Consider the following 19447-nt stretch of genomic DNA (forward strand, 5'->3'; position numbering starts at 1 on the left):
GAATTCGATCTTCTCCTTACTTGTCATTTGAAGCAATCGCAAGTCCAGATTTTTATAGAATAGATATCATCTATCAATCCTTATGCCGTAGATAGTTTTATTTGATTTGACCGCATACCACCCCTGTGATTGAATTTATTTTCAGGAGGTTAGTAAATTATGTCAGTTAAAATCGAATGTCAGGGACTACCTTGCCCGCAGCCTGTTATAAATTGTAAAAATGCTATTGAAGCTAATAACCCTTCAGAAATTATCATTATAGTTGATAATGAAGCAGCGAAAGAAAATGTATCCAGATTTATGGGAACTAAAGGATACGAAGTTTCTACAGAAAAAAATGGTGCATTAATTTCAATCATCGGCAAAAAAAACATGGAAAATGATGTTTCTAAAGACACAGAATGTGTGGACTGCAAAATAATGAGCGATGACGAACTCGCTCAGGTAGACAGTAAAATCGTTGTTTTTATCGACAGTGATTGTCTAGGACGCGGTGACGATGAACTTGGAGCGAAGCTGATGTTTAATTTCATTGCAACGCTTTCAGAACTCGGTGAGTCACTTTGGCGAATTGTCATGGTCAACGGAGCTGTAAAGCTGTCAGCAGCTGGTCATCCATGCCTTGAAAAACTGCAAGCACTTGAAACAGCAGGTGTTTCAATCCTTGTATGTGGAACCTGTCTTGACCACTTCAAGCTGCTTGATAAAAGATCTGTAGGCGAAACAACAAACATGCTTGATGTAGTCACAAGCCTACAGCTTGCCAGCAAAGTCATTAAAGCTTAAACAGAACTCTGTGATTGCTGTCAGGAATGTTTCTGACGTTGCAACTATAAAGATAAACGATCTTTCTGTTTAAAGGATAATATGGCTGACAGTACAAAAAATACCGAAACAATCAGGCTTAATAAATTTATAGCTTCCGCCGGAATTACATCCAGACGCGGAGCCGATGAGCTGATTAGTCAAGGTAAAGTGAAAATAAACGGAGAACGCATTGATTCTCCGGGAATTCAGGTCGACCCGGAAAACGATCTGGTAGAAGTTAATGGTAAGCCTGTACAGAATGGCCTACAAAATCAAAATATTTATATTTTATTAAATAAACCTATCGAAACTGTAACCACAGCTAAAGATCCGCAAAAGCGCAAAACAGTGCTTGATCTTCTGCCTTTGAAATTAAGACAAAAACGAGTTTTTCCTGTGGGAAGATTAGACTTCTATTCAGAAGGATTGCTCCTTTTGACTACAGACGGAGAACTTTGTAATCGGTTAACTCATCCTAAATGGCATTTGCCTAAAGTGTATGAAGTTATCGTGCGCGGCGGTGTTTCACCAGAAAATATAGCAATCATGGAAACAGGGATGTGTTTGTGTGAAGGCGACAGGCTTGCACCTGTGCAAGTTAAAGTCCTCAGCGAAGGCAAAGACACTACCAAGATAGAAATGATTCTTAATCAGGGCGTAAACCGTCAGATCAGGCGGATGTTCAGAGATTTTGACACGACAATTTTAAAGATCAAAAGAACAAGGCAAGGAAAAATTGAACTTGGAGATCTGCCTGCCGGAAAATGGCGGGAGCTGGCCGCAAGTGAAGTTAAGTCCTTGAAGAAAGACGTTGGACTATAAATTAAAAGGGAGTGCAGATTAAAATCAGCACTCCCTTTTTTTGAGAATTAACTATCTATTCGTTTTTAGTATTATCTTCTACGTCCACACCTTTAGGCGGCGTAAATTCATAAAGTGAATCAGGTACCTCAGGATCAATCTGAATATTACTCAGCGTAACTTCATTCCCGTTACCGTAGAAATCTACAACTAAAATTTTGGTAAGCATCTTTTTGACCTGATCAACCCAGACATAGGCAAGGACCAGTCCTGTCTCAGGTTCACGCGGCATTAATTTAAGCTTTGTAAGTCCGCCATCATCACCTTGATTCTCAACGACAAAATCCTCTTCCAGTTTAGCTTTACCGGAAATAAATTTAATCATCGTTTTTGAATTAAAAAGCTGTTTTGTACGATATTTCAAAGCAAGTTTATCATCTGGAAAATAATCCCATACAATTGACTCCCCTACTATCAGCAACTCTTTTTCAGGCTTAATTGATTCCCAGTGCAGCAAAGAAGGCTGCTTAAAAGTAATTTTACCGGTTCTGACTTCACGCTCTTTACTTGCGGCATTAGTCAAAGTCTGGCTGAAATCGGCTTTAAAAGTCGTAATTGAATCATATGATTTTTGTATTTCAGTGGTCAGCTCATCTGCAAAAGCAACAGAGCCTATCGACAATAACAGTACTAATATGAATATGCTAAACCTAAATTTCATTGCGTTCCTCATGGATTGATTTTAACATTAATTTATACATTAAATTTAACCACGTTAGGTGATTTATGAAAGAAAAACCAGTTACAGCATTTGCCCGTCGTAAAATCGAAGCTGAACTTTATGGACAGCTTTACAAAACAATGACTAAAAAACTCGGCAAAGAAAAAGCTCTCGAAATTATTACAGAAAATCTTTATGACGGCGCATTTCTTGCCGGTCAGAACTTTGCAAAAACAGCTGAAGGCGAACCAAATCTTAAGCATTTTTCTTCGATAATTGAAGCTTGGAGAATGGGAAACGCCCTTGAGGTCGAAAATATATCCCTGGAGAACAATCTCCTTAAAATGGATGTACTAAGCTGTAAATATCAGCAAGCTTATTACGATATGGGCTTGCCTGATGAACTTTGCACACTCTTATCATGTTCTCGCGATGAACCATTTGCAAAAGGGTACAGCGCACATCTACGCATGGAACGTGAAACAACTTTAGCTGAAGGCGGAAAGTGTTGCCCCTTCAGATTCTACTGGGACTAATTCATATTAAACCCTGTATCAGTCTCTGGTCACCAGAACGATACGGGGTTTACTGCCGTCCTGCGGACCAAGGATTCCGTCCTGTTCCATCTGCTCAATAAAACGTGCCGAACGGTTGAAGCCGATACGAAAACGTCTTTGCAGCAATGAAATAGAGGCCTTACCTTGAGCAAGAACAAATTCTACAGCTTCACCGTACACAGGGTCATCAGATTCACTTGGCATACTGCCCTGCCCCGGTCCTGACGGAGTATCCTTCCAGTCCGTGAAATCAAGATCAAAATCTTGTGGAAATTTTTTCTTCCAGAAATCTACAACCAGCTTGATTTCATCATCATCAACCAATGCTCCGTGCAACCTGCGCAGCTGCGCCCCGCTCGGCTTGAAGAGCATATCCCCGCGACCGAGCAGCTTTTCAGCTCCGCCCATATCTAAAATAGTACGCGAGTCATGCTTGGAAGTAACCTGAAAAGATATCCGGGTTGGAAAGTTTGCTTTAATCAGTCCAGTAACAACATCAACAGAAGGTCTCTGCGTGGCTAGAATAATATGTATCCCGGCCGCACGAGCAAGCTGCGCAAGTCTCACAATGCTGATTTCAACATCTTTTCCTGCGGTCAGCATGAGGTCGGCAAGTTCATCAACAACAATGACAAGATAAGGCATATGCTCAAGATCTGCCAAATCATCAGGCATGTCATCGCCCTGAATCTTGACCAATTTCTCATTAAAACTGGCAATATTTCTTACTCCGAGACGAGCCATTTTCTGATAACGCTGATCCATCTCATAAACGGCCCACTCAAGCGCGCTTTTTGCCAGAGCCATATCTGTAACAACAGGATGCACAAGATGCGGAAGACTTGCATAGACGGCAAGTTCGATCCTTTTAGGGTCTATCAGCAAAAGCTTAACTTCATCAGGTCTGGCGCGGTAAAGCAGACTCATGAGCAGACCGTTTAAGCAAACACTTTTACCTGCTCCGGTGGCTCCGGCTACGAGTAAGTGAGGCATCTTTATAAGGTCGGCAACAACAGGTTCGCCCTGAATGTCTTTACCGAGAGCCAGTGTCATAGGAGATTTAGCGTTCTTAAAACAATCAGCTTCGAAAATTTCACGCAGATAAACAACCTGACGCTGATCGTTAGGAATTTCCACTCCGACAGAATCCTTACCGGGGATAGGAGCTTCAATTCTTACGGATATAGCTTTTAAAGCAAGGGCGATATCATCTGTAAGTCCCGCAATTTTGCTGACTTTTACACCCGGAGCCGGACGGAATTCAAACATTGTTACAACCGGACCGGGAATTACGTTCTGTATTTCGCCATCAATATTAAAATCTTTAAGACAAACCGCGAGGCTTTGTGTTTTATTTTCTAAAACTTTAGGATCAACAGTAATTCCGGTAACTTTCGGCACGGCAAGCAGATCGAGAGAAGGAAAATCAGCTGTAGTATCAAGCGATTTAGCTTTAGGCTTACTTTTCTTCTTAGGAATTGCATCACCGAAAGGCTGCAAAACTATTTCGGAATCATTTTCCTGTTCTTTAATTTGTTTTTTAGGTTCAACTTTTTTAGGAGTTTTACCGAAATCTACAGGATCTGATATTTTCTCTGCCTTTTTTTCTGCATTTTTTAAATCGCGTTCAGCTTTTATTCTTTTAACTCTGCGATCAAACCGCTCTTTATTTTTGAGTCCTAAATCAACCAATATAGACCGGACTCTTTTGCAGGTGGAAGCCCAGCTCAAATTCAGAGTCAGCTGAATTCCGGCAAGAGTTGCAAACAGCCAAAAAAGAAAAGCACCGACAGGCTTAAGATAATGAAAAGACCATTTGGAAAGCAATGCTCCGATGAAACCGCCTTCATGGATAGACATATCTGCCTGATACGAAGTCAGCCATGGATGGGAAGCCCATGAAAGAAGGCATGCATAAAGAAGTGTCAGCCCAGCCCATCTCCACCAAGGCTGCTTTAAAACAGCTATGAAGGATGCAAGGCCTAAATGCAGACAGTAAAAAGGAATTAACCATGCACCGATTCCGACCATATCAACCAGCAATCCTGCGGCATATGATCCGGCGGGGCCAATTAAATTCTTTATTTTCCAGCTCGAACTTACCGCTTGATTAAGAGTAGGATCGCCCGGATTGAACGAGTACATGCTTATAAAAAGAAAGGCGGCTAAAAAAATCCAGAACAAGCCGGAAATTTCTTTTGCGAATTTTTCGCTAGGCAGTGTCTCATCCTCCATCTTGCCCCGATGATTATAAAGGAGCTTGTTAAAATTCTCCGGGCGGAATTAACCGCCCGGAGTAAAATCAATAACTATAAATACAATAAAAAAAGCTTATTTTTCGCGTCCTAAATATTCTTTAGAACGAGTATCAACTTTAACTTTATCATTTTCATTAACGAAAAGCGGAACATTGATGACAAGGCCAGTTTCCAGAGTTGCAGGCTTAGAAGCACCACTAACTCTGTCGCCCTGTAAACCGGGATCAGTCTGTGTAACTACCAAAATTACGGAAGCAGGCAGTTCCATGCCGATAATATTTCCATTATAAAGAAGTGCCTTATTGCTTTCACCTTCTTTAAGAAATCCTCCGGTATCACCGATTACTTCAGCAGGAACAGTCATCTGCTCATATGACTCGAGATCCATAAGTACAAAAGCTTCCCCTTCTTTATAGAGAAACTGCATTTCTTTTGTTTCCATATCTGGCTTTTCTACTTTTTCGCCGGAACGGAAAGTTTCATCAACAACCCTTCCAGTCAGCATGTTTTTAAGCTTTGTACGAACAAAAGCACCGCCTTTACCAGGCTTAAAATGCTGAAATTCTACGATTTCATAAGGTTTTTTGTCGATTTCAATTTTCAATCCAGGTCTAAAGTCTTTAGTAGATATCATTTTTACTCCGCTAAGTATTAAGTGTGCAAGCCTTTAAGGCTAATCGAAATATTAATCACGAACTGTCTGAGCAACCGCAAAGACAGCATGAATTATCAATGTTTAACTAATTGTTTATATTGATCATTCACAATAACAGCCGATAAGTCCAATAAACATCCGCTTAAAATTTTAATTTAATCGGCGGTCACATGACAAAACAACGCCTGAACGGCCAAGACATAACTCAGAATTCCAAATCCGGCAATTACCCCGAGGCACTGTTTTCCCATAAAGCTATGCTGGCGAACAGGATCTTGTGTTCTGGCCCAGATGTTACTGATATGAACTTCTACACATGGAACATCGATCCAGGCAAGCGAATCTGCAATGGCAAGACTGGTATGAGTGTATGCTCCGGCATTAAAAGCAATTCCATCAATTTTATCTGCCCGTGCTTTTTCAAGCCTGTCAATTAAGGCTCCTTCAGAATTAGACTGAAAAAATTCAAGTTTAATCTGCGCGGCTTTTTCGCCCATCATTTTTTGTAAATGATCCGGAATATCTTCAATTTTATCAGATCCGTATATTTCCGGCTGTCTTTTCCCGACATGTCCAAGATTAGGACCATTCAGTATTAAAAAGGTGTACATCTAAACTCCTTTATTTTTTTCGAGGTTGACCTAAAGAGATTCTTGAAAGATTATCTGACTTGACTCACTGAAACAAATGGGTGATCAGTGTTCCTCGCTTTAAACATAATATTTAAGGATCATTCCTAATGAATAATACTCTCAAATTAATACAAACCGTTTATGAGATCGATCAACTCGAACAATTACCGGCTCCTCAGATCATTCTCGCCGGACGTTCCAATGTTGGAAAATCATCACTGATCAACTGTCTTGCGGAAAGAAAAAGTCTTGCAAAAATCAGTGCTACGCCCGGTAAAACAAGAAGTTTAAACTATTACGAAGTAGTTCCGCACGGCTACTATATAGTTGATCTACCAGGATACGGATACGCCAAATGCTCAAAAACAGAACGGGCCAAATGGGGTAAACTTATTGACAGTTATCTGGAAGGAAACGCTTATGTTGTCGCAGCAGCGGTGTTGCTGGACAGCCGGCTGTCACCTCAGAAAAATGATATCGATATGCTTTCATATTTTATACAATGCAGCATACCGATTCTGCCGATTATGACCAAGTCAGACAAAACCAAACAAGGCGACCGCGCTAAAATTCAAAATCAATGGCAGGACATTCTTAAAGTCAAACCTATGTGTGTATCCAGTAAAACCGGTATGAACCGCACCAATCTCTGGAATCTTCTCGATAGAACAGCGCTTCCGGAATTAGCGCAGGGTCCAGTTTCAATTGAAGACATAGAAGACAGCGCAGCCGAAAGTCAATCAGAATAAAACCAAATAATCTCTGATCTTATAAGACCAAACAACCTGTTGACTGAAACGGATTGTTTGGTCTTTTTTATACAAAACTGCTATCTATTCAGATTATTTAAGCCTTTTCTGGCGTCCGAAATATTTTCCGACTGATTCAGGGACAAGCACCCATGCTATACGAAGTGCCGCAAGCACGCCGATTATGATATTGCCGATCCAGGCTGCCAAAATGGGCGGTAGCACGCCTGATTGTCCGGCCGAAGCCCCAATCATAAATAAGGCATAATAAGTAAAAGTGAGTGCCAGTCCAAGTCCGATATTCAGATATATATTTTCTGAAATAGTAATGAGCGCAAGTGAGACTAAGGCCATTGTCAAAAGTGAGAAGGCATATGACCATTTTGAATGCCATGCAGTTATTAAACTATCTACATCTGATCCGGAACTTTTAAGCTGATTAATAACTTTAGATAACTGCCATAACGGAAGCTGAGCGGGGTCTGCTCCGGGATCAACAGCTTTAAATACCCCCAGATTAAGCTTGAGCGGCAAAGTATAAATTGGATGCTTGTTTGATGAAAAACTGTCAGGACTCAGTTCAACAGCATTTTCAAGCTTCCAACCGTATTTTTCACTCACTTCTACGCTTTCAGAGGTAATAACTTTTAATATCTGATTATCGCCTTCAGCAAATTCATACACAGTAATATCCTTAGCTTTGTTGCTAAACGGCATGACTTCGGCAGCTTCCACAACGTACTTTCCTTCCCTGAACCAGATGTTGTGCAATACTCTCTTATCCAGCTGACTTTTCCGCACATCCTCTTTCCATATACGATAAGCTTCCTGCTCCCCGTAAACACCGATGACTTGCGAAAACATGAGTTGCCCCATACTCCAGAATACTGAGTAAATAATAAAAAACCGCACAAACCAGCCAAGAGAAATACCGCCGGTTCTAAGCGCGAGTAATTCTTTATTTTTCGCCATTACACCGAGTTGCACCAGCATGGAAAGAAGAAACACCGCCGGCAGAATCTGTGAAAAAATAAGCGGCATTTTAACGATAAAATACCGAAGAATTATTCCTATTCCAAGTCCGGCCTCAATAAAATCATCAAGCCTGTCAAAAAGGTCAGAAAGGAGATAAATTCCAGTCCCTACTCCAAGACAGACCATCATCAAAAACATATTTTGTTTCAGTACATATTTTGCCAGATTTCCGGGAAGCAATTTATGAATCATGCTGCCTCCCTGATTTTTTTCTTTAAAAATGGAATCCTGATTCGAAATGAATGTTCCATCACAGCCATTTTCAATAATAAAATGGAAAGAACTGCAAATAGGACATTCGGGGCCCATAAGCCTATTATTGGAGACAACGAACCACTTTCTCCAAGGGTTATACCAAGCGAAAGCATTGTATAATAAACAAGGAAAAGCCCCATTGAAATAACCAGACCGTATTGCTGTTTAAGTCCTTTGAAAATACAGGCAATCGGCATGGCAAACATACCGAGCACCAGACATGCTACAGGTAATGCCAGCCTTTTTTGAATTTCAACCTGAACTTTTCGTAAAAATTTCTGATCCAGATCTCCGGCACGATCCCCTCCTCTGCTAATGCGGACGAGCTTTTCCCATGCCATTTCCTTAGGGCGCGGATCATCGACACTATAACCTTTCAGAAGGTTCCCAAGAGGGATTCTGACATCGTAATTCTTAAATTTAAGAACGCTCAGCTGATCTTTATTCTGCTGATATATACGCCCGTTTTCAAGATGAACCATGATTCTTCCACGGGTAGAATCTGTTCTGATTTCACCAAGCGGAGCAACAATTGTTGCAGTCATAGCTTTTCTAGTGCTGTCGCGCACAAAAACGGAATGCATTATGCCGTCTTTTTTATCTACATTTTCAGCGTAAAAGACCAAACCCGGAAAATCTCTATTAAAAACTCCCGGCTGAATCGCTAACTGACTTCTGGTTCGCGCAAACTCCATCAAAGCAGTACGAAAATTCTCTGTCCCCCACGAAAGACCGTATAACGAAAAAAATACGTCAGCGCAGGTGCACAATATGCAAAAAATTATCGGAGCAGGTAAAAGCTTATACAGACTGATCCCGCCTGATTTAAGAGCCGTGATTTCATTATCTGAATTCATGCGCAAAAAGGTCAGGAAAATAGCCAGCATCGTAGCAATAGGAGTCAGTACGAGCAGAAAAAAAGGACACAAGTATAGGAACAGCTTTCCCATTTCAAGCGCGCCAAGGCTTTGTCCCATGAAAAGATCTCTGAATTGCAAAAGCCTTCCAATTAAGATCAGTCCCATAAAACCAGACAAGCTTAACGAAAAAATGGAAAGAAGTTCTTTAAAAATCTGACGATGAAGAAGCTTCAAATTGTTTCCATATGGAATTATAGACGGTTAAGTCCAGTTTAAATAAAAATGATTAGTCACATTCAGGACTTTTATCAGCATTTTCTTTGTAAAATCTATCAAGAAATTCCATATCTTTTGGTGATAAATTAAAACGCATTGCAGCTTCTTCAAGCAGTGCACTCTGAGTTTTATCGGTTTCGCCCTGCTGTTCAGAAATCCACTTAACAGCTTTGCGCGTAAGTTCACTTTTAGGAACTATAGTTGTCATATATTATATTCCTTTAAGGACAAATGTTATTAATCAATTATAGTACACTAGCTTGTTCCCCCTTGCAACTTCGCGCAGGCTGGAATATTTAAATCACGGTTTAACCACCGCAACGAAGGGTTTTCCCTTTTATTCGATTAGATGATTCATAGCTATCTAGCTATTTTAATTAATTTTATATTTAATTCTAATTCAAGAGGTTTTAAATGCCTTCTCTTTATGCAGCTGCAATTCTCGGAGTCGTTGAAGGTCTAACGGAATTTTTACCGGTCTCAAGCACAGGTCACCTGATCATTACCGGAAATCTTCTAGGTTTTACAGGAGATAAGGCTGCGTCCTTTGAAGTTGCAATCCAGTTAGGAGCAATCCTTGCCGTAGTATTGCTGTATTGGTCACTTTTCTGGGGATTAATTTTTCCGGAACAAGGGAAAAAATTTTCAGGAGTACGAGGACTTTATTTACTATTTTTAACTAGTTTGCCAGCCTCAATTCTCGGACTCATCGCACACGACGCCATTAAAAAATATCTCTTTAATCCTTACACCGTTGCGTGGGCTCTTTTGGTCGGGGCTCTAATGATTCTTTTTGTTGAGCGAAAAGAAAGAAAACCTGAATGCTTTACATTAGATGAAATGACACCCAAGCTGGCATTAGGCATAGGTTGTTTCCAGTGTCTTGCGCTATGGCCGGGATTTTCAAGATCAGCCTCAACTATTATGGGCGGTATGATTCTGGGAGCCAAACGAAAAGTTGCCGCAGAATATTCATTTATTGCAGCTGTCCCCATTATGTTTGCCGCAACAGGATATGATATGCTGAAAAGCTATAAACTTTTCACGATGGCAGACATGCCGTTTCTTGCGGTAGGATTTATAGTTTCTTTTATTTCTGCATGGATTGCGGTGAAAGGTTTTATATACCTTTTAGGCAAATTAACCTTGCGTCCATTCGCTTATTACAGGCTTGCGCTGGCTCCGCTGATTCTGTTTTTCTGGAGCTGAAATTAGACATTCAACAAGTTAGAATTGCTAAGTAAAACCATTATTTTAATAAAAATCAAAAAAAATTAAATTTTTACTTGCCAAGAAGAAAGAGACCGTATAGTACTCTCTCTCGTTGGCGGCGAAGGCCGAAACGCGGCGAGGTAGCTCAGTTGGTTAGAGCATGCGGCTCATATCCGCAGTGTCGGGGGTTCAATTCCCTCCCTCGCTACCACGATTACACAAACCCGTAGTTCTCAGGAACTGCGGGTTTTTTGTTTTATTTCTCCTTTGACTTCCATTTCCTCAAGATTTACTTTCAGCCACTATGAAAACAAAAATTTCCATCAAATCTAAAAGCGAAATAGCTAAAATGCGCAAATCCGGCTTACTGCTTCAGGAAACTCACATGGTTGCCAGAAGTTTAATTAAGCCGGGCGTAACAACTGCTGAAATAAATGAAGCCGTAGAATCATTCATATCCAAAAATAGAGCGACAGCACTATTTAAAGGGGTTCAAGGAGTCACTCCCTACCCTGCCGGAACATGCATTTCTGTTAATGACGAAGTAGTACATGGAATACCGGGCACTCGTGAATTAAAAGAAGGTGACCTTGTATCTATTGATATCGGAGTTAAATTAGACGGCTGGTGTTCTGACTGCGCCTGTTCATACGGAGTAGGAAAAGTTTCGAAAGATGTTCAAAATCTGCTTAGCACGACTGAAGGATGTCTCAATATAGCTCTAAATGAGATGAAACCGGGTGTTAAATGGAGAGACATTGCTAAAGTCATGGCTGATTCAGCAAGAAAAGCCGGTTATTCCGTAGTTGAAGAGCTTGTCGGACATGGCATAGGCCGCGAGCTGTGGGAAAGCCCGGATGTTCCAAACTATCCTACTCGCGCAATTCCTGATTTCACGCTAGAAGAAGGGATGGTCATTGCGGTTGAACCCATGATAAATATGGGCACACATAAGATTTTCACTAAATCTGATAAATGGACCATATGTACCAAAGACGGAAAACCTTCAGCTCATTTTGAACATACAATTGCGATCACTGCTGACGGAATAGAAATTATGACCTGTGATCCGGATGGAAAAGGCTGGGCAATCTGGTAAGCATTTTTAGAACTGTGTCGGCAACTAGCGTCAATATTGAATTTCCAATCCAGCTAATTTTTATTTATTATTTTAACATACCCGTGGGAAAAATATGCTGAGCAAGACACTTTCATTGGCTTTATTTATATTTTTAATTTCTTCCTGTCCGGCTTGTGCTAAAAAGCCGGTTGTTTATCCGAATGACCATTCTAAAACTGTCGGTAAAATTCAAACGGATCAAGATATTAAGTACTGTATGAATCTTGCTGATGAAAACATAGGCAAAGCATCACGCGGCAAATCCAGCGTTCGATCAGGAGTTAAAGGCGGACTGATCGGAGGAGCTATCGGCTTAGGAATCGGAATAGTAACAGGCAGCCCCGGAACATCAGCACTTGCAGGTTCCGCTGGCGGAGCTGCCGGAGGAGCCGTTGGCGGGGCGGTTCAAGACAACACGGACGCAGCATATCGAAATTTTGTGGAAAAATGCCTAACTGAAAAAGGATATGAACCAATCGGTTGGAGATAGTTTTTACAATTATTCCAAGTTTATATAATCTTTAATATATTTTCTGATTATTTCGTCGTAAACACCGGTTTTTTTAAACTTAACTAATTCTTCATTAATTTTTTCGGCCAAACCATTCGGTACGGTTTTTCTAGAAAAAGCGAGATAAGTGTCAGAGCGACCGTAAACTATAGGCTTGCCAGTCTTGGGGTCTACAATTAATTCAATATCTGCCTTAGAATTCATACTATCCAAAAATTTCATAGCCGGAAGATAGTCGGCAAAGAACATATCAATTCTGTCCAGTTTGAGCTTTTCCATATTCAGATTAATATTAGGGACCTCTTCAACACGCATGAACATATTCGAATCAATCGCATTTTGAATTTCCTTTCCATAATAAAAACCTCTGCCGACACCTACTTTATAATCCTTTGCATTAGAAAGATCTGCTTTTAAAAAAACACCGGCCCCTTTGCGACGCAAAGCAATAACTTTTTCTGTAATAAGAGTGCAACTTGGGTAAAACAAATATTCGTTTCTATCCGCAGTATACCCGGCGTTGAAAATAGCGTCTGCGGTACCAATTTGTACCATTTTAAGAGCTCTTCTCCACGGTACAACTTTAATTGTACAAGTACATCCAGATTTTTTTACTATAGCTGAAACAATATCAACTAAAACACCATTAGGCACATCGTTTTCAAGATAAGCTTGAGGAGGATTATCAAGTGTAGTTATCACTAGATTACTTGAATAAACAATGCATGGAACCAATATGAATAAAATATTAAATATTACAATTTTTTTATACATAATCTACTCTTTATAATAATTTTGTAATGAACAATATTAAAATCGAAACATAACAATTTAAAAATACCAAATATCAAAATTTAGACTCATGTTCCAAACTAATATTTTAAAATTTTCCTAAATATGTCATTATCAATTTGAAATATAGATCTAGTAATAATTAAATAAATTTAAATTACAATTTATTTTTTAAAAACTGTTAAGATTATTCAAGCATTGCCGATCTGTTTTATGAACCTGAAATTTTAACATAAACGGCTGGTAAAAATGCGGGTACTGACTTTTTTTATACTTTTATTAACTATTCCATTAACTGCGCAAGCTTGGCAGGGAAAAGTTATTGCAGTTGATGATCCGACGACTCTAGTTGTTCTTAAAGACGGTCAATACCCTATAAAAATCAAATTATCCGGCATTGAGCCAGCTCCTGATATTAAAAGCTCCAAAGGCAAATTGGAATGCAGCGGCATTGCTCTAATGAAAGATGTAGACGTTAATGAAATAGGAAAAGACGCAAACAATATCGTTTTAGCTGATGTTACTATTGACGGTCTGGGACTCGCGCAAGAACTTATCAAGGCAGGAGTTGCCAAACAGACAGGACAAATTTCAGCGGGCACACCGCCGATTGCACAGGTGGAAACGGCCCCTACTTCAAATGAAATAATTTCAGAATTATCTGAAGATACTCAATCAAATTCAGACAGCGAAAAACAATATGCAACCCCTGAACCGTTGCCGCAATCAGTTCCGGCAAATCCTCCTGTTATTAGATATGTTCAGGTTCAAGAACAGCCGCAGCAATTAGGTTTCTGGCCTGCTCGCCAAATTAAGACTGTTCCTTTGCAAGTTGCCCCTTCTCCAAGTTTAACTGAAAATTATGCAACTGACCCTAACGATGCAACCTCTTTGCCAGCTCCATCAACTATGACAAAGCCCGGAGATATTGCTGATCAAGATTATAACCTTGCGGTCAGCGTAAAACAATCAAGACCGCATAAAAAGAAAGCAGGATTTTTTGTTCCAAAGAAAAAGTCAGAAACTTTTATTGGAGCCGCCATAGGCACGCAGTATTCTACCAAATCTAAAACAGATGTTCCGTATTCTTCATTCGGTCCTTCAGGTGGACTCGCTATCCGTCATTTTTATCCTTCAGGGTTCGGGCTCGGCGGGGACATGCTGATTAGTGGCACGTCTGGAAGATCCGGAACAATCGCAGCATCAAGCAATGCTACAAATAGCACCTCTTACGACTATAAATCTAAAAGTTTCAACACGTATACTTTTACGGCTTCTTTACTTTACAGGTTTTATACAGATTCTAAATTTTCGCCGTATATAGCAGCTCAAGGCGGTTATTCTTTTTTCGGCTATCCCAATACTGATTTCAGCCTTTCTGACGGAGCTCCCGTAGCAGGTGGAGGTTTGGGGTTTCTTTACGAATTTGACTCAGGGTTTACCATTGGCTCAGATGTCAGGTACTTAAAAACTTTCGGAACAAAATCCGACGACCCAGACGGTTTTTTAAACACAACAATCAACCTTGGATACACATTCGACTAAAGTGTTAATCTACACTATTAATTTCCGCTTTATGTGCTATTCCGATTAGTATAGCATAGCTATACACCTTCCTTTAATCCCTCAATCGTCCGTTTTTTCTCATCAATTGTCTCATTTTTTTACATTACGGTTGACTTGCCTTTTTTGTAGCTGTATACGTTTTTCGAATATGTATTACTTTACAGTTAACATTTTAGAAAAATAAACTAAACAGGTCTGCAATTATGTCTCAAAAATTATTTCGCTTACTGTCTTCAGCCATTTTTCTAATTTCTGTGTTGTTTTTAGCCATTCCGTCTGCGCAAGCTCACAGAGTTTCTGTTTTTGCATATGTTGAAGGATCTGAAATTTTTACTGAAAGCTATTTCAACAAAAAAAGCAAAGTACACCAAGGTAAAATTGAAGTTTTCAATTTAACAACAGGAGCTAAAATTCTAACAGGAACAACTGACGACAATGGTGTTTTCAATTTTCCAGTTCCAAAAGAAATTTCTTCTGATCATGCAGGATTAAAAATTGTCCTTAGAGCTTCCCAGGGGCATCAAAATGAATGGATTCTAACATCTGAGGATATTTTTCCTGACACCTCATCGACCACCACAGCCGTAGACCAAATATCTCAGGCTCCTGCTTTAACAAGTGTGGCAACAAGTCTGCCAAACGCCGACATATCGCAGCTCACCACTCAAATTAAAGAACTGAACGCTAAAGTGGATACAATAAAACATCTTATTGTGAATCAGCAGGAAGATGGTCCCGGAGCGAAAGAAATATTCGCGGGGATTGGATATATTTTCGGTATATTCGGGATTGCGGCTTTTTTAACTTCCAGAAAAAAATTTAAATCTTAAATTTAACAACGGAGCAGTGTTATGAAAAAAACTTTAGTATCGTTATTTACAGCAATTGTATTCTTTGCCGCGGCAGTAAGCGCGTATGCACATTTCGGCATGCTGATTCCTGAAACATCTATTGTTTCTCCTGCGAAAAAAACAATAGAGATGGAACTGTCATTTGCGCATCCTTTTGAAATGCACGGAATGGATCTTGTTAAACCCAAAAAATTCAGTGTTTATCATGATGGCAAAGAAACAGATCTGCTAAGCACACTTAAACAAAATAAATTTTTAGATCACAGTGCATTTACCACATCATACAAGTTCAATCGCCCCGGAATGTATACTTTTTATATGGAGCCTACTCCATATCCGGAACCTGCCGAAGACAACTATATCGTCCACTACACAAAAACAATTGTATCCGCTTTTGACGAAGGTGAAGACTGGAAAAAACCTTTAGGTGTAAAAACTGAAATCGTCCCTCTCACCCGCCCTTGGGGTAATTATGCCGGCAACGTTTTTCAGGGTATTGTTTTACTTGACGGAAAACCTGCTCCATACACACGAGTTGAAGTTGAATTGTATAATAAAGATTCAAAATTAAAAGCTCCGCATGAATGTATGGTAACTCAAGAAGTCCTTTGCGATGGGAATGGCGTTTTCACCTTTGCCTGCCCTAAACCTGGATGGTGGGGATTTGCAGCTCTAAATGATGCAGATTATAAAATTGAAGGTAAAAGTGTTGAACTCGGAGCAATCCTCTGGATTCAAATGTTTTCATACTAGTGTATAAAATAGTTCTTTTAAGCATGAATATAATTGCTAAAAATTTAGCACATGCTTAGCGTAAAGGTCAGACCATATGGTCTGACCTTTACTTTTTTGCATTATTATGCATATTGACACATAATAAAAATAATTGATTATTATAAAACTTAGTTTAATATATTTAGCTTTTTACTAACACCACCCTTTCCGGAGTATGGATGCGTAATCCGCATGTATTAATTGTCGATGACAGTAAAACTATACGTTCTTTATTGAGCTCACAGCTCAGAAAGCGAAGTATTGATGTAACTGAAGCTATCGATGGACTCCAAGGTCTATATCGAAGTCGTGAAAGACATTATGATTTAGTAATCACTGATATAATCATGCCTAATATGGATGGATATCAGCTTTGCTCTGAAATTAAGAAGAATCCCGCTACACAATCTACTCCCGTTATAATTCTCTCTACCAATGAAAGAAATGATCAAATCGAAAAAGGATTTGAAGTCGGAGCTGCGGCTTATATTACCAAAAATAATGCTAAGAAAGAGCTTATTCCGTATGTGCACGAAATACTTAATAAATCCAAGATACTCAGAGATAAATTAATTTTAGTCGTCGATGATTCAAAGCATATCCTGAATGTTGTAAAATCCGGCCTTTCCGGCGCAGGATTCAAAGTCATAACAGCTTCAAATGGCGTCGAGGCTTACGCCATTGCTTCTAAAGAAATTCCTGACCTGATCATTTCTGATATCAACATGCCTGCGATGAACGGAATTGAATTTTGCGAAAAGATACAAAAAACACCAGCTCTTTCCAGAATTCCATTTGTCATTATGAGTTCAGGCGGAGAACGCCGAACAATGCGCGAGCTGCTGCATAAAGGAGCTTCGGCTTTTTTGGTTAAACCTTTCAATATAGACCAGCTTGTAATTACTGCTGAAAAACTGCTTAGCGACCATTTCAAAATGGAATTGCAACAACGTGAACTTTTAAAAACTGAAAGAACTCTGATCCTTGGCAGCATAGCAAGCCTTGTCCAAGCTCTGGAAGCTCGCGATTCATATACCCGAGGGCATTCTGATGCGGTTGCAGCCATATCGCTAAAAATTGCGAAAAAAATGTCGTTTAATACTCATGAATTAGAAAGAATAGAGTTCGCGGCCCGCCTTCATGATCTTGGTAAGATAGGAATAAGGGACGATATTCTTTTAAAACCCGGACCGCTGACTACACCTGAGTTTGCATTAATCAAACAGCACCCCGAATTGGGAGCCGATATATTACGCCCGATTCCAAATATGGAGGATATCATTCCGGCAGTCCTTTATCATCATGAAAGGATAGACGGACACGGATACCCTCATGGACTTGCCGGCAATGAAATCCCTATTTGGGCGCGTATTATTGCTGTCGCAGATGTATATGATGCGCTTACAACGGAGCGGCCATATAGAAAAGCAATAGACCACGAAAAAGCCATGAATATCATTACTCAAAACACAAATTTACAATTATGTGCTGAGTGCATAAAATCATTCAAATCTGTAAGCTCAGACAATCAGGTAGAAATTGAAAATTTAGATCTACCCCAGAGAATCTAAACCTGAAACTTCCCAAGCCTTTTCTTTGCTAACTTCTTCTCCGGATGCAAGTATCGTTTCTTGCATGTCGAAAGCGACATCCCGGCTTTCGTCAACTCCCATCTGAAAAATTAATTTCTGATTTTGATCATAAATATAAGCTGACTCTTCATAGATATAAAATTTAAACGGACTTTCCATAATGCCTCCTGAATAAAATCATATTTATCAAAATAAAATCAAATTTAATAGACAGCTACTAACATTTTGCGGCATGACATGAAAGAGATAATGAGATAGGTTTTTGAAAAGATAAAATTTTAAAAAAATTACCAAATCATTTTTAAAGGGAATTTTATGAGAAAACATCGGAAATATATTTTTTTGTTTTTTATTATTTCTATTATGACAATCGCAGCTACATGCGCCTGTGCCGAAACACACACTTACAAAGATAAAAGCGGAGCCAGTTGCACGGAACAACGCGTTGACTATGGAGCCGCAACCGTAATTTGCTCAGATGTTAACGGCGATATTCTAGCTAACTGGGTTTGCGAGTATGAGCTGGAATACTCATGCCGCAACACATTGACGGGACAAGTTCAAAAAGGTGGATTTGACCCACTGTCTGATTCTCTATGCACGCATCTGTGCGGATTTTCCAAAGAAGATTTAAAATAATTTTTTTTAACAGTTAAGTTTCTTGCCTTTAACTAAGCAATGATATATCTCTACCAACTTCTTGCAAAGATTCCGGTTATTTATTTTCACCGGGCTATTGCATCCTCTTCTTAATGTATTATAATATAGGTAAGAAGAGTTCTTTGAAATGGGGGCGCACTGGTTTCGACGGGGATGAATGAAGCCAAGGCTGCAGGTCGAGGCGCCGCTGGCCTCGTAAAAAGCGGCACAATCATAATTGCAAACGACAATTACGATTACGCATTAGCAGCTTAATTTAAGCTGCTGTGTCATAGCTTTGATGTCTGATATCTGCTGTGGCAACAAAACCCATCAGGCTGGCTAGTTTCCGGTTGCACGTCCCGGAAGCGGCGAGAACCTAGCACGAGCTGGCCCACATGTTGCCCGTTCAGGGGCGTTCATGAGGGCGAGAAACAATACCTGAACTACACCTGTAGACGTCTTGGTGGAGCATTCTCGGACGGGGGTTCGATTCCCCCCGCCTCCACCAGCTAAAGTCTATGTTTTCAATGGGTTAGACAAACTAAACTTTGAAAACAATCACATTGGCCCCACTTTAGCCCCACTTTTTTTTAAAAGCCCCATTTCAAAAGGCCCGTTTTCGATTGAAAACGGGCCTTTGCTTTTAGGTCAGGTCAAACGCAACTTACCAACTTTGTGTTGCTTCTTATCTTGTATACCTCAGATTAAATTCATCAGCCGCCGTGTCTACATGTTTACGCGCCATCTCATGAAAATTCTAGTCAACAGAGAAAACGAATTT

At 39.9% G+C, this 19447-nt stretch carries 21 protein-coding genes, 1 tRNA gene and 1 other RNA gene; 14 read left to right on the forward strand and 9 right to left on the reverse strand.

Annotation, left to right across the window (positions count from 1 at the left end; all coding sequences use genetic code 11):
• Positions 1-159 precede the first annotated feature (159 nt).
• Both yedF and B9N78_RS03565 read left to right on the forward strand, forming a co-directional pair.
• Positions 160-786 (forward strand): sulfurtransferase-like selenium metabolism protein YedF, encoded by a 627-nt coding sequence (gene yedF, locus B9N78_RS03560; protein ID WP_085098394.1) that lies wholly within the window; start codon positions 160-162, stop codon positions 784-786.
• Positions 787-867: 81 nt separating this feature from the next.
• Positions 868-1629, forward strand: a complete 762-nt coding sequence (locus B9N78_RS03565) for a pseudouridine synthase (RefSeq protein WP_085098397.1) — start codon at positions 868-870, stop codon at positions 1627-1629.
• Between the two features lie 55 nt (positions 1630-1684).
• Here the strand turns inward: B9N78_RS03565 and lolA are convergent, their stop codons facing one another.
• Positions 1685-2329 (reverse strand): outer membrane lipoprotein periplasmic chaperone LolA, encoded by a 645-nt coding sequence (gene lolA, locus B9N78_RS03570; RefSeq protein ID WP_085098400.1) that lies wholly within the window; start codon positions 2327-2329, stop codon positions 1685-1687.
• 65 nt (positions 2330-2394) lie between these two features.
• Between lolA and B9N78_RS03575 the strand changes: the two genes are divergently transcribed.
• Positions 2395-2865, forward strand: a complete 471-nt coding sequence (locus B9N78_RS03575) for an L-2-amino-thiazoline-4-carboxylic acid hydrolase (RefSeq protein ID WP_085098403.1) — start codon at positions 2395-2397, stop codon at positions 2863-2865.
• A gap of 18 nt (positions 2866-2883) precedes the next feature.
• Here the strand turns inward: B9N78_RS03575 and B9N78_RS03580 are convergent, their stop codons facing one another.
• The 3 genes from B9N78_RS03580 to B9N78_RS03590 form a co-directional block, all read right to left on the reverse strand.
• Positions 2884-5121, reverse strand: a complete 2238-nt coding sequence (locus tag B9N78_RS03580; protein ID WP_085098405.1) for a DNA translocase FtsK — start codon at positions 5119-5121, stop codon at positions 2884-2886.
• 96 nt (positions 5122-5217) lie between these two features.
• The gene (efp, locus tag B9N78_RS03585; RefSeq protein ID WP_085098408.1) at positions 5218-5778 is read right to left on the reverse strand and encodes an elongation factor P; all 561 of its coding nucleotides are present in this window, start codon (positions 5776-5778) and stop codon (positions 5218-5220) included.
• Positions 5779-5954: 176 nt separating this feature from the next.
• Positions 5955-6410 carry a type II 3-dehydroquinate dehydratase gene (locus B9N78_RS03590; protein WP_085098411.1) on the reverse strand — a complete coding sequence of 152 codons (456 nt, stop codon included), beginning with the start codon at positions 6408-6410 and terminating at the stop codon, positions 5955-5957.
• Positions 6411-6538: 128 nt separating this feature from the next.
• Between B9N78_RS03590 and yihA the strand changes: the two genes are divergently transcribed.
• Positions 6539-7180, forward strand: a complete 642-nt coding sequence (gene yihA / locus B9N78_RS03595) for a ribosome biogenesis GTP-binding protein YihA/YsxC (RefSeq protein WP_085098414.1) — start codon at positions 6539-6541, stop codon at positions 7178-7180.
• A gap of 93 nt (positions 7181-7273) precedes the next feature.
• Here the strand turns inward: yihA and B9N78_RS03600 are convergent, their stop codons facing one another.
• From B9N78_RS03600 to B9N78_RS03610, 3 genes are read right to left on the reverse strand one after another with little or no spacing between them, the layout of a single operon-like run.
• Entirely contained in the window at positions 7274-8407 is a 1134-nt protein-coding gene (locus tag B9N78_RS03600) for an LptF/LptG family permease (protein ID WP_085098417.1), read from the reverse strand.
• Positions 8404-9564 (reverse strand): LPS export ABC transporter permease LptF, encoded by a 1161-nt coding sequence (gene lptF / locus B9N78_RS03605; RefSeq protein ID WP_085098420.1) that lies wholly within the window; start codon positions 9562-9564, stop codon positions 8404-8406. The genes B9N78_RS03600 and lptF overlap by 4 nt, the downstream gene beginning before the upstream one ends.
• Before the next feature lie 52 nt (positions 9565-9616).
• On the reverse strand, positions 9617-9814 hold the full coding sequence (locus tag B9N78_RS03610; RefSeq protein ID WP_085098424.1) for a hypothetical protein: 198 nt from the start codon (positions 9812-9814) through the stop codon (positions 9617-9619).
• A 206-nt stretch (positions 9815-10020) separates the two neighbouring features.
• Here B9N78_RS03610 and B9N78_RS03615 point away from each other — a divergent pair, with 206 nt between their 5' ends.
• From B9N78_RS03615 to B9N78_RS03630, 4 genes are all read left to right on the forward strand, one after another.
• Positions 10021-10815: an undecaprenyl-diphosphate phosphatase gene (locus tag B9N78_RS03615; RefSeq protein ID WP_085098427.1), complete on the forward strand. Its 795-nt coding sequence runs from the start codon at positions 10021-10023 to the stop codon at positions 10813-10815.
• Between the two features lie 137 nt (positions 10816-10952).
• Positions 10953-11029 (forward strand) — tRNA-Met (locus tag B9N78_RS03620).
• Between the two features lie 93 nt (positions 11030-11122).
• A complete protein-coding gene (map, locus tag B9N78_RS03625) occupies positions 11123-11917 on the forward strand; it encodes a type I methionyl aminopeptidase (RefSeq protein WP_085098430.1) in 795 nt (264 codons plus the stop codon).
• Positions 11918-12011: 94 nt separating this feature from the next.
• Positions 12012-12428 (forward strand): hypothetical protein, encoded by a 417-nt coding sequence (locus B9N78_RS03630; protein ID WP_085098433.1) that lies wholly within the window; start codon positions 12012-12014, stop codon positions 12426-12428.
• Between the two features lie 9 nt (positions 12429-12437).
• On the opposite strand, the gene B9N78_RS03635 is transcribed toward B9N78_RS03630, so the two are convergent.
• The gene (locus B9N78_RS03635; RefSeq protein WP_085098435.1) at positions 12438-13223 is read right to left on the reverse strand and encodes a substrate-binding periplasmic protein; all 786 of its coding nucleotides are present in this window, start codon (positions 13221-13223) and stop codon (positions 12438-12440) included.
• 267 nt (positions 13224-13490) lie between these two features.
• Here B9N78_RS03635 and B9N78_RS03640 point away from each other — a divergent pair, with 267 nt between their 5' ends.
• The 4 genes from B9N78_RS03640 to B9N78_RS03655 all read left to right on the forward strand — a co-directional run bounded on the left by B9N78_RS03640 (position 13491) and on the right by B9N78_RS03655 (position 18003).
• Positions 13491-14786, forward strand: a complete 1296-nt coding sequence (locus B9N78_RS03640; RefSeq protein ID WP_245805451.1) for an outer membrane beta-barrel protein — start codon at positions 13491-13493, stop codon at positions 14784-14786.
• Positions 14787-15010: 224 nt separating this feature from the next.
• Positions 15011-15637, forward strand: a complete 627-nt coding sequence (locus B9N78_RS03645) for a hypothetical protein (RefSeq protein ID WP_085098442.1) — start codon at positions 15011-15013, stop codon at positions 15635-15637.
• 21 nt (positions 15638-15658) lie between these two features.
• Positions 15659-16411, forward strand: a complete 753-nt coding sequence (locus tag B9N78_RS03650) for a DUF4198 domain-containing protein (protein ID WP_085098445.1) — start codon at positions 15659-15661, stop codon at positions 16409-16411.
• A 200-nt stretch (positions 16412-16611) separates the two neighbouring features.
• Entirely contained in the window at positions 16612-18003 is a 1392-nt protein-coding gene (locus tag B9N78_RS03655; RefSeq protein ID WP_085098448.1) for a response regulator, read from the forward strand.
• On the opposite strand, the gene B9N78_RS03660 is transcribed toward B9N78_RS03655, so the two are convergent.
• Entirely contained in the window at positions 17986-18183 is a 198-nt protein-coding gene (locus B9N78_RS03660) for a hypothetical protein (RefSeq protein ID WP_085098451.1), read from the reverse strand. The genes B9N78_RS03655 and B9N78_RS03660 overlap by 18 nt on opposite strands.
• Before the next feature lie 156 nt (positions 18184-18339).
• Here B9N78_RS03660 and B9N78_RS03665 point away from each other — a divergent pair, with 156 nt between their 5' ends.
• A complete protein-coding gene (locus B9N78_RS03665) occupies positions 18340-18663 on the forward strand; it encodes a hypothetical protein (protein ID WP_085098454.1) in 324 nt (107 codons plus the stop codon).
• A gap of 150 nt (positions 18664-18813) precedes the next feature.
• Positions 18814-19174, forward strand: a transfer-messenger RNA (tmRNA) gene (gene ssrA / locus B9N78_RS03670).
• The last annotated feature ends 273 nt before the right edge of the window (positions 19175-19447 follow it).

It is taken from the genome of Desulfovibrio gilichinskyi (genome assembly GCF_900177375.1).
Lineage (GTDB): Bacteria > Desulfobacterota > Desulfovibrionia > Desulfovibrionales > Desulfovibrionaceae > Maridesulfovibrio > Maridesulfovibrio gilichinskyi.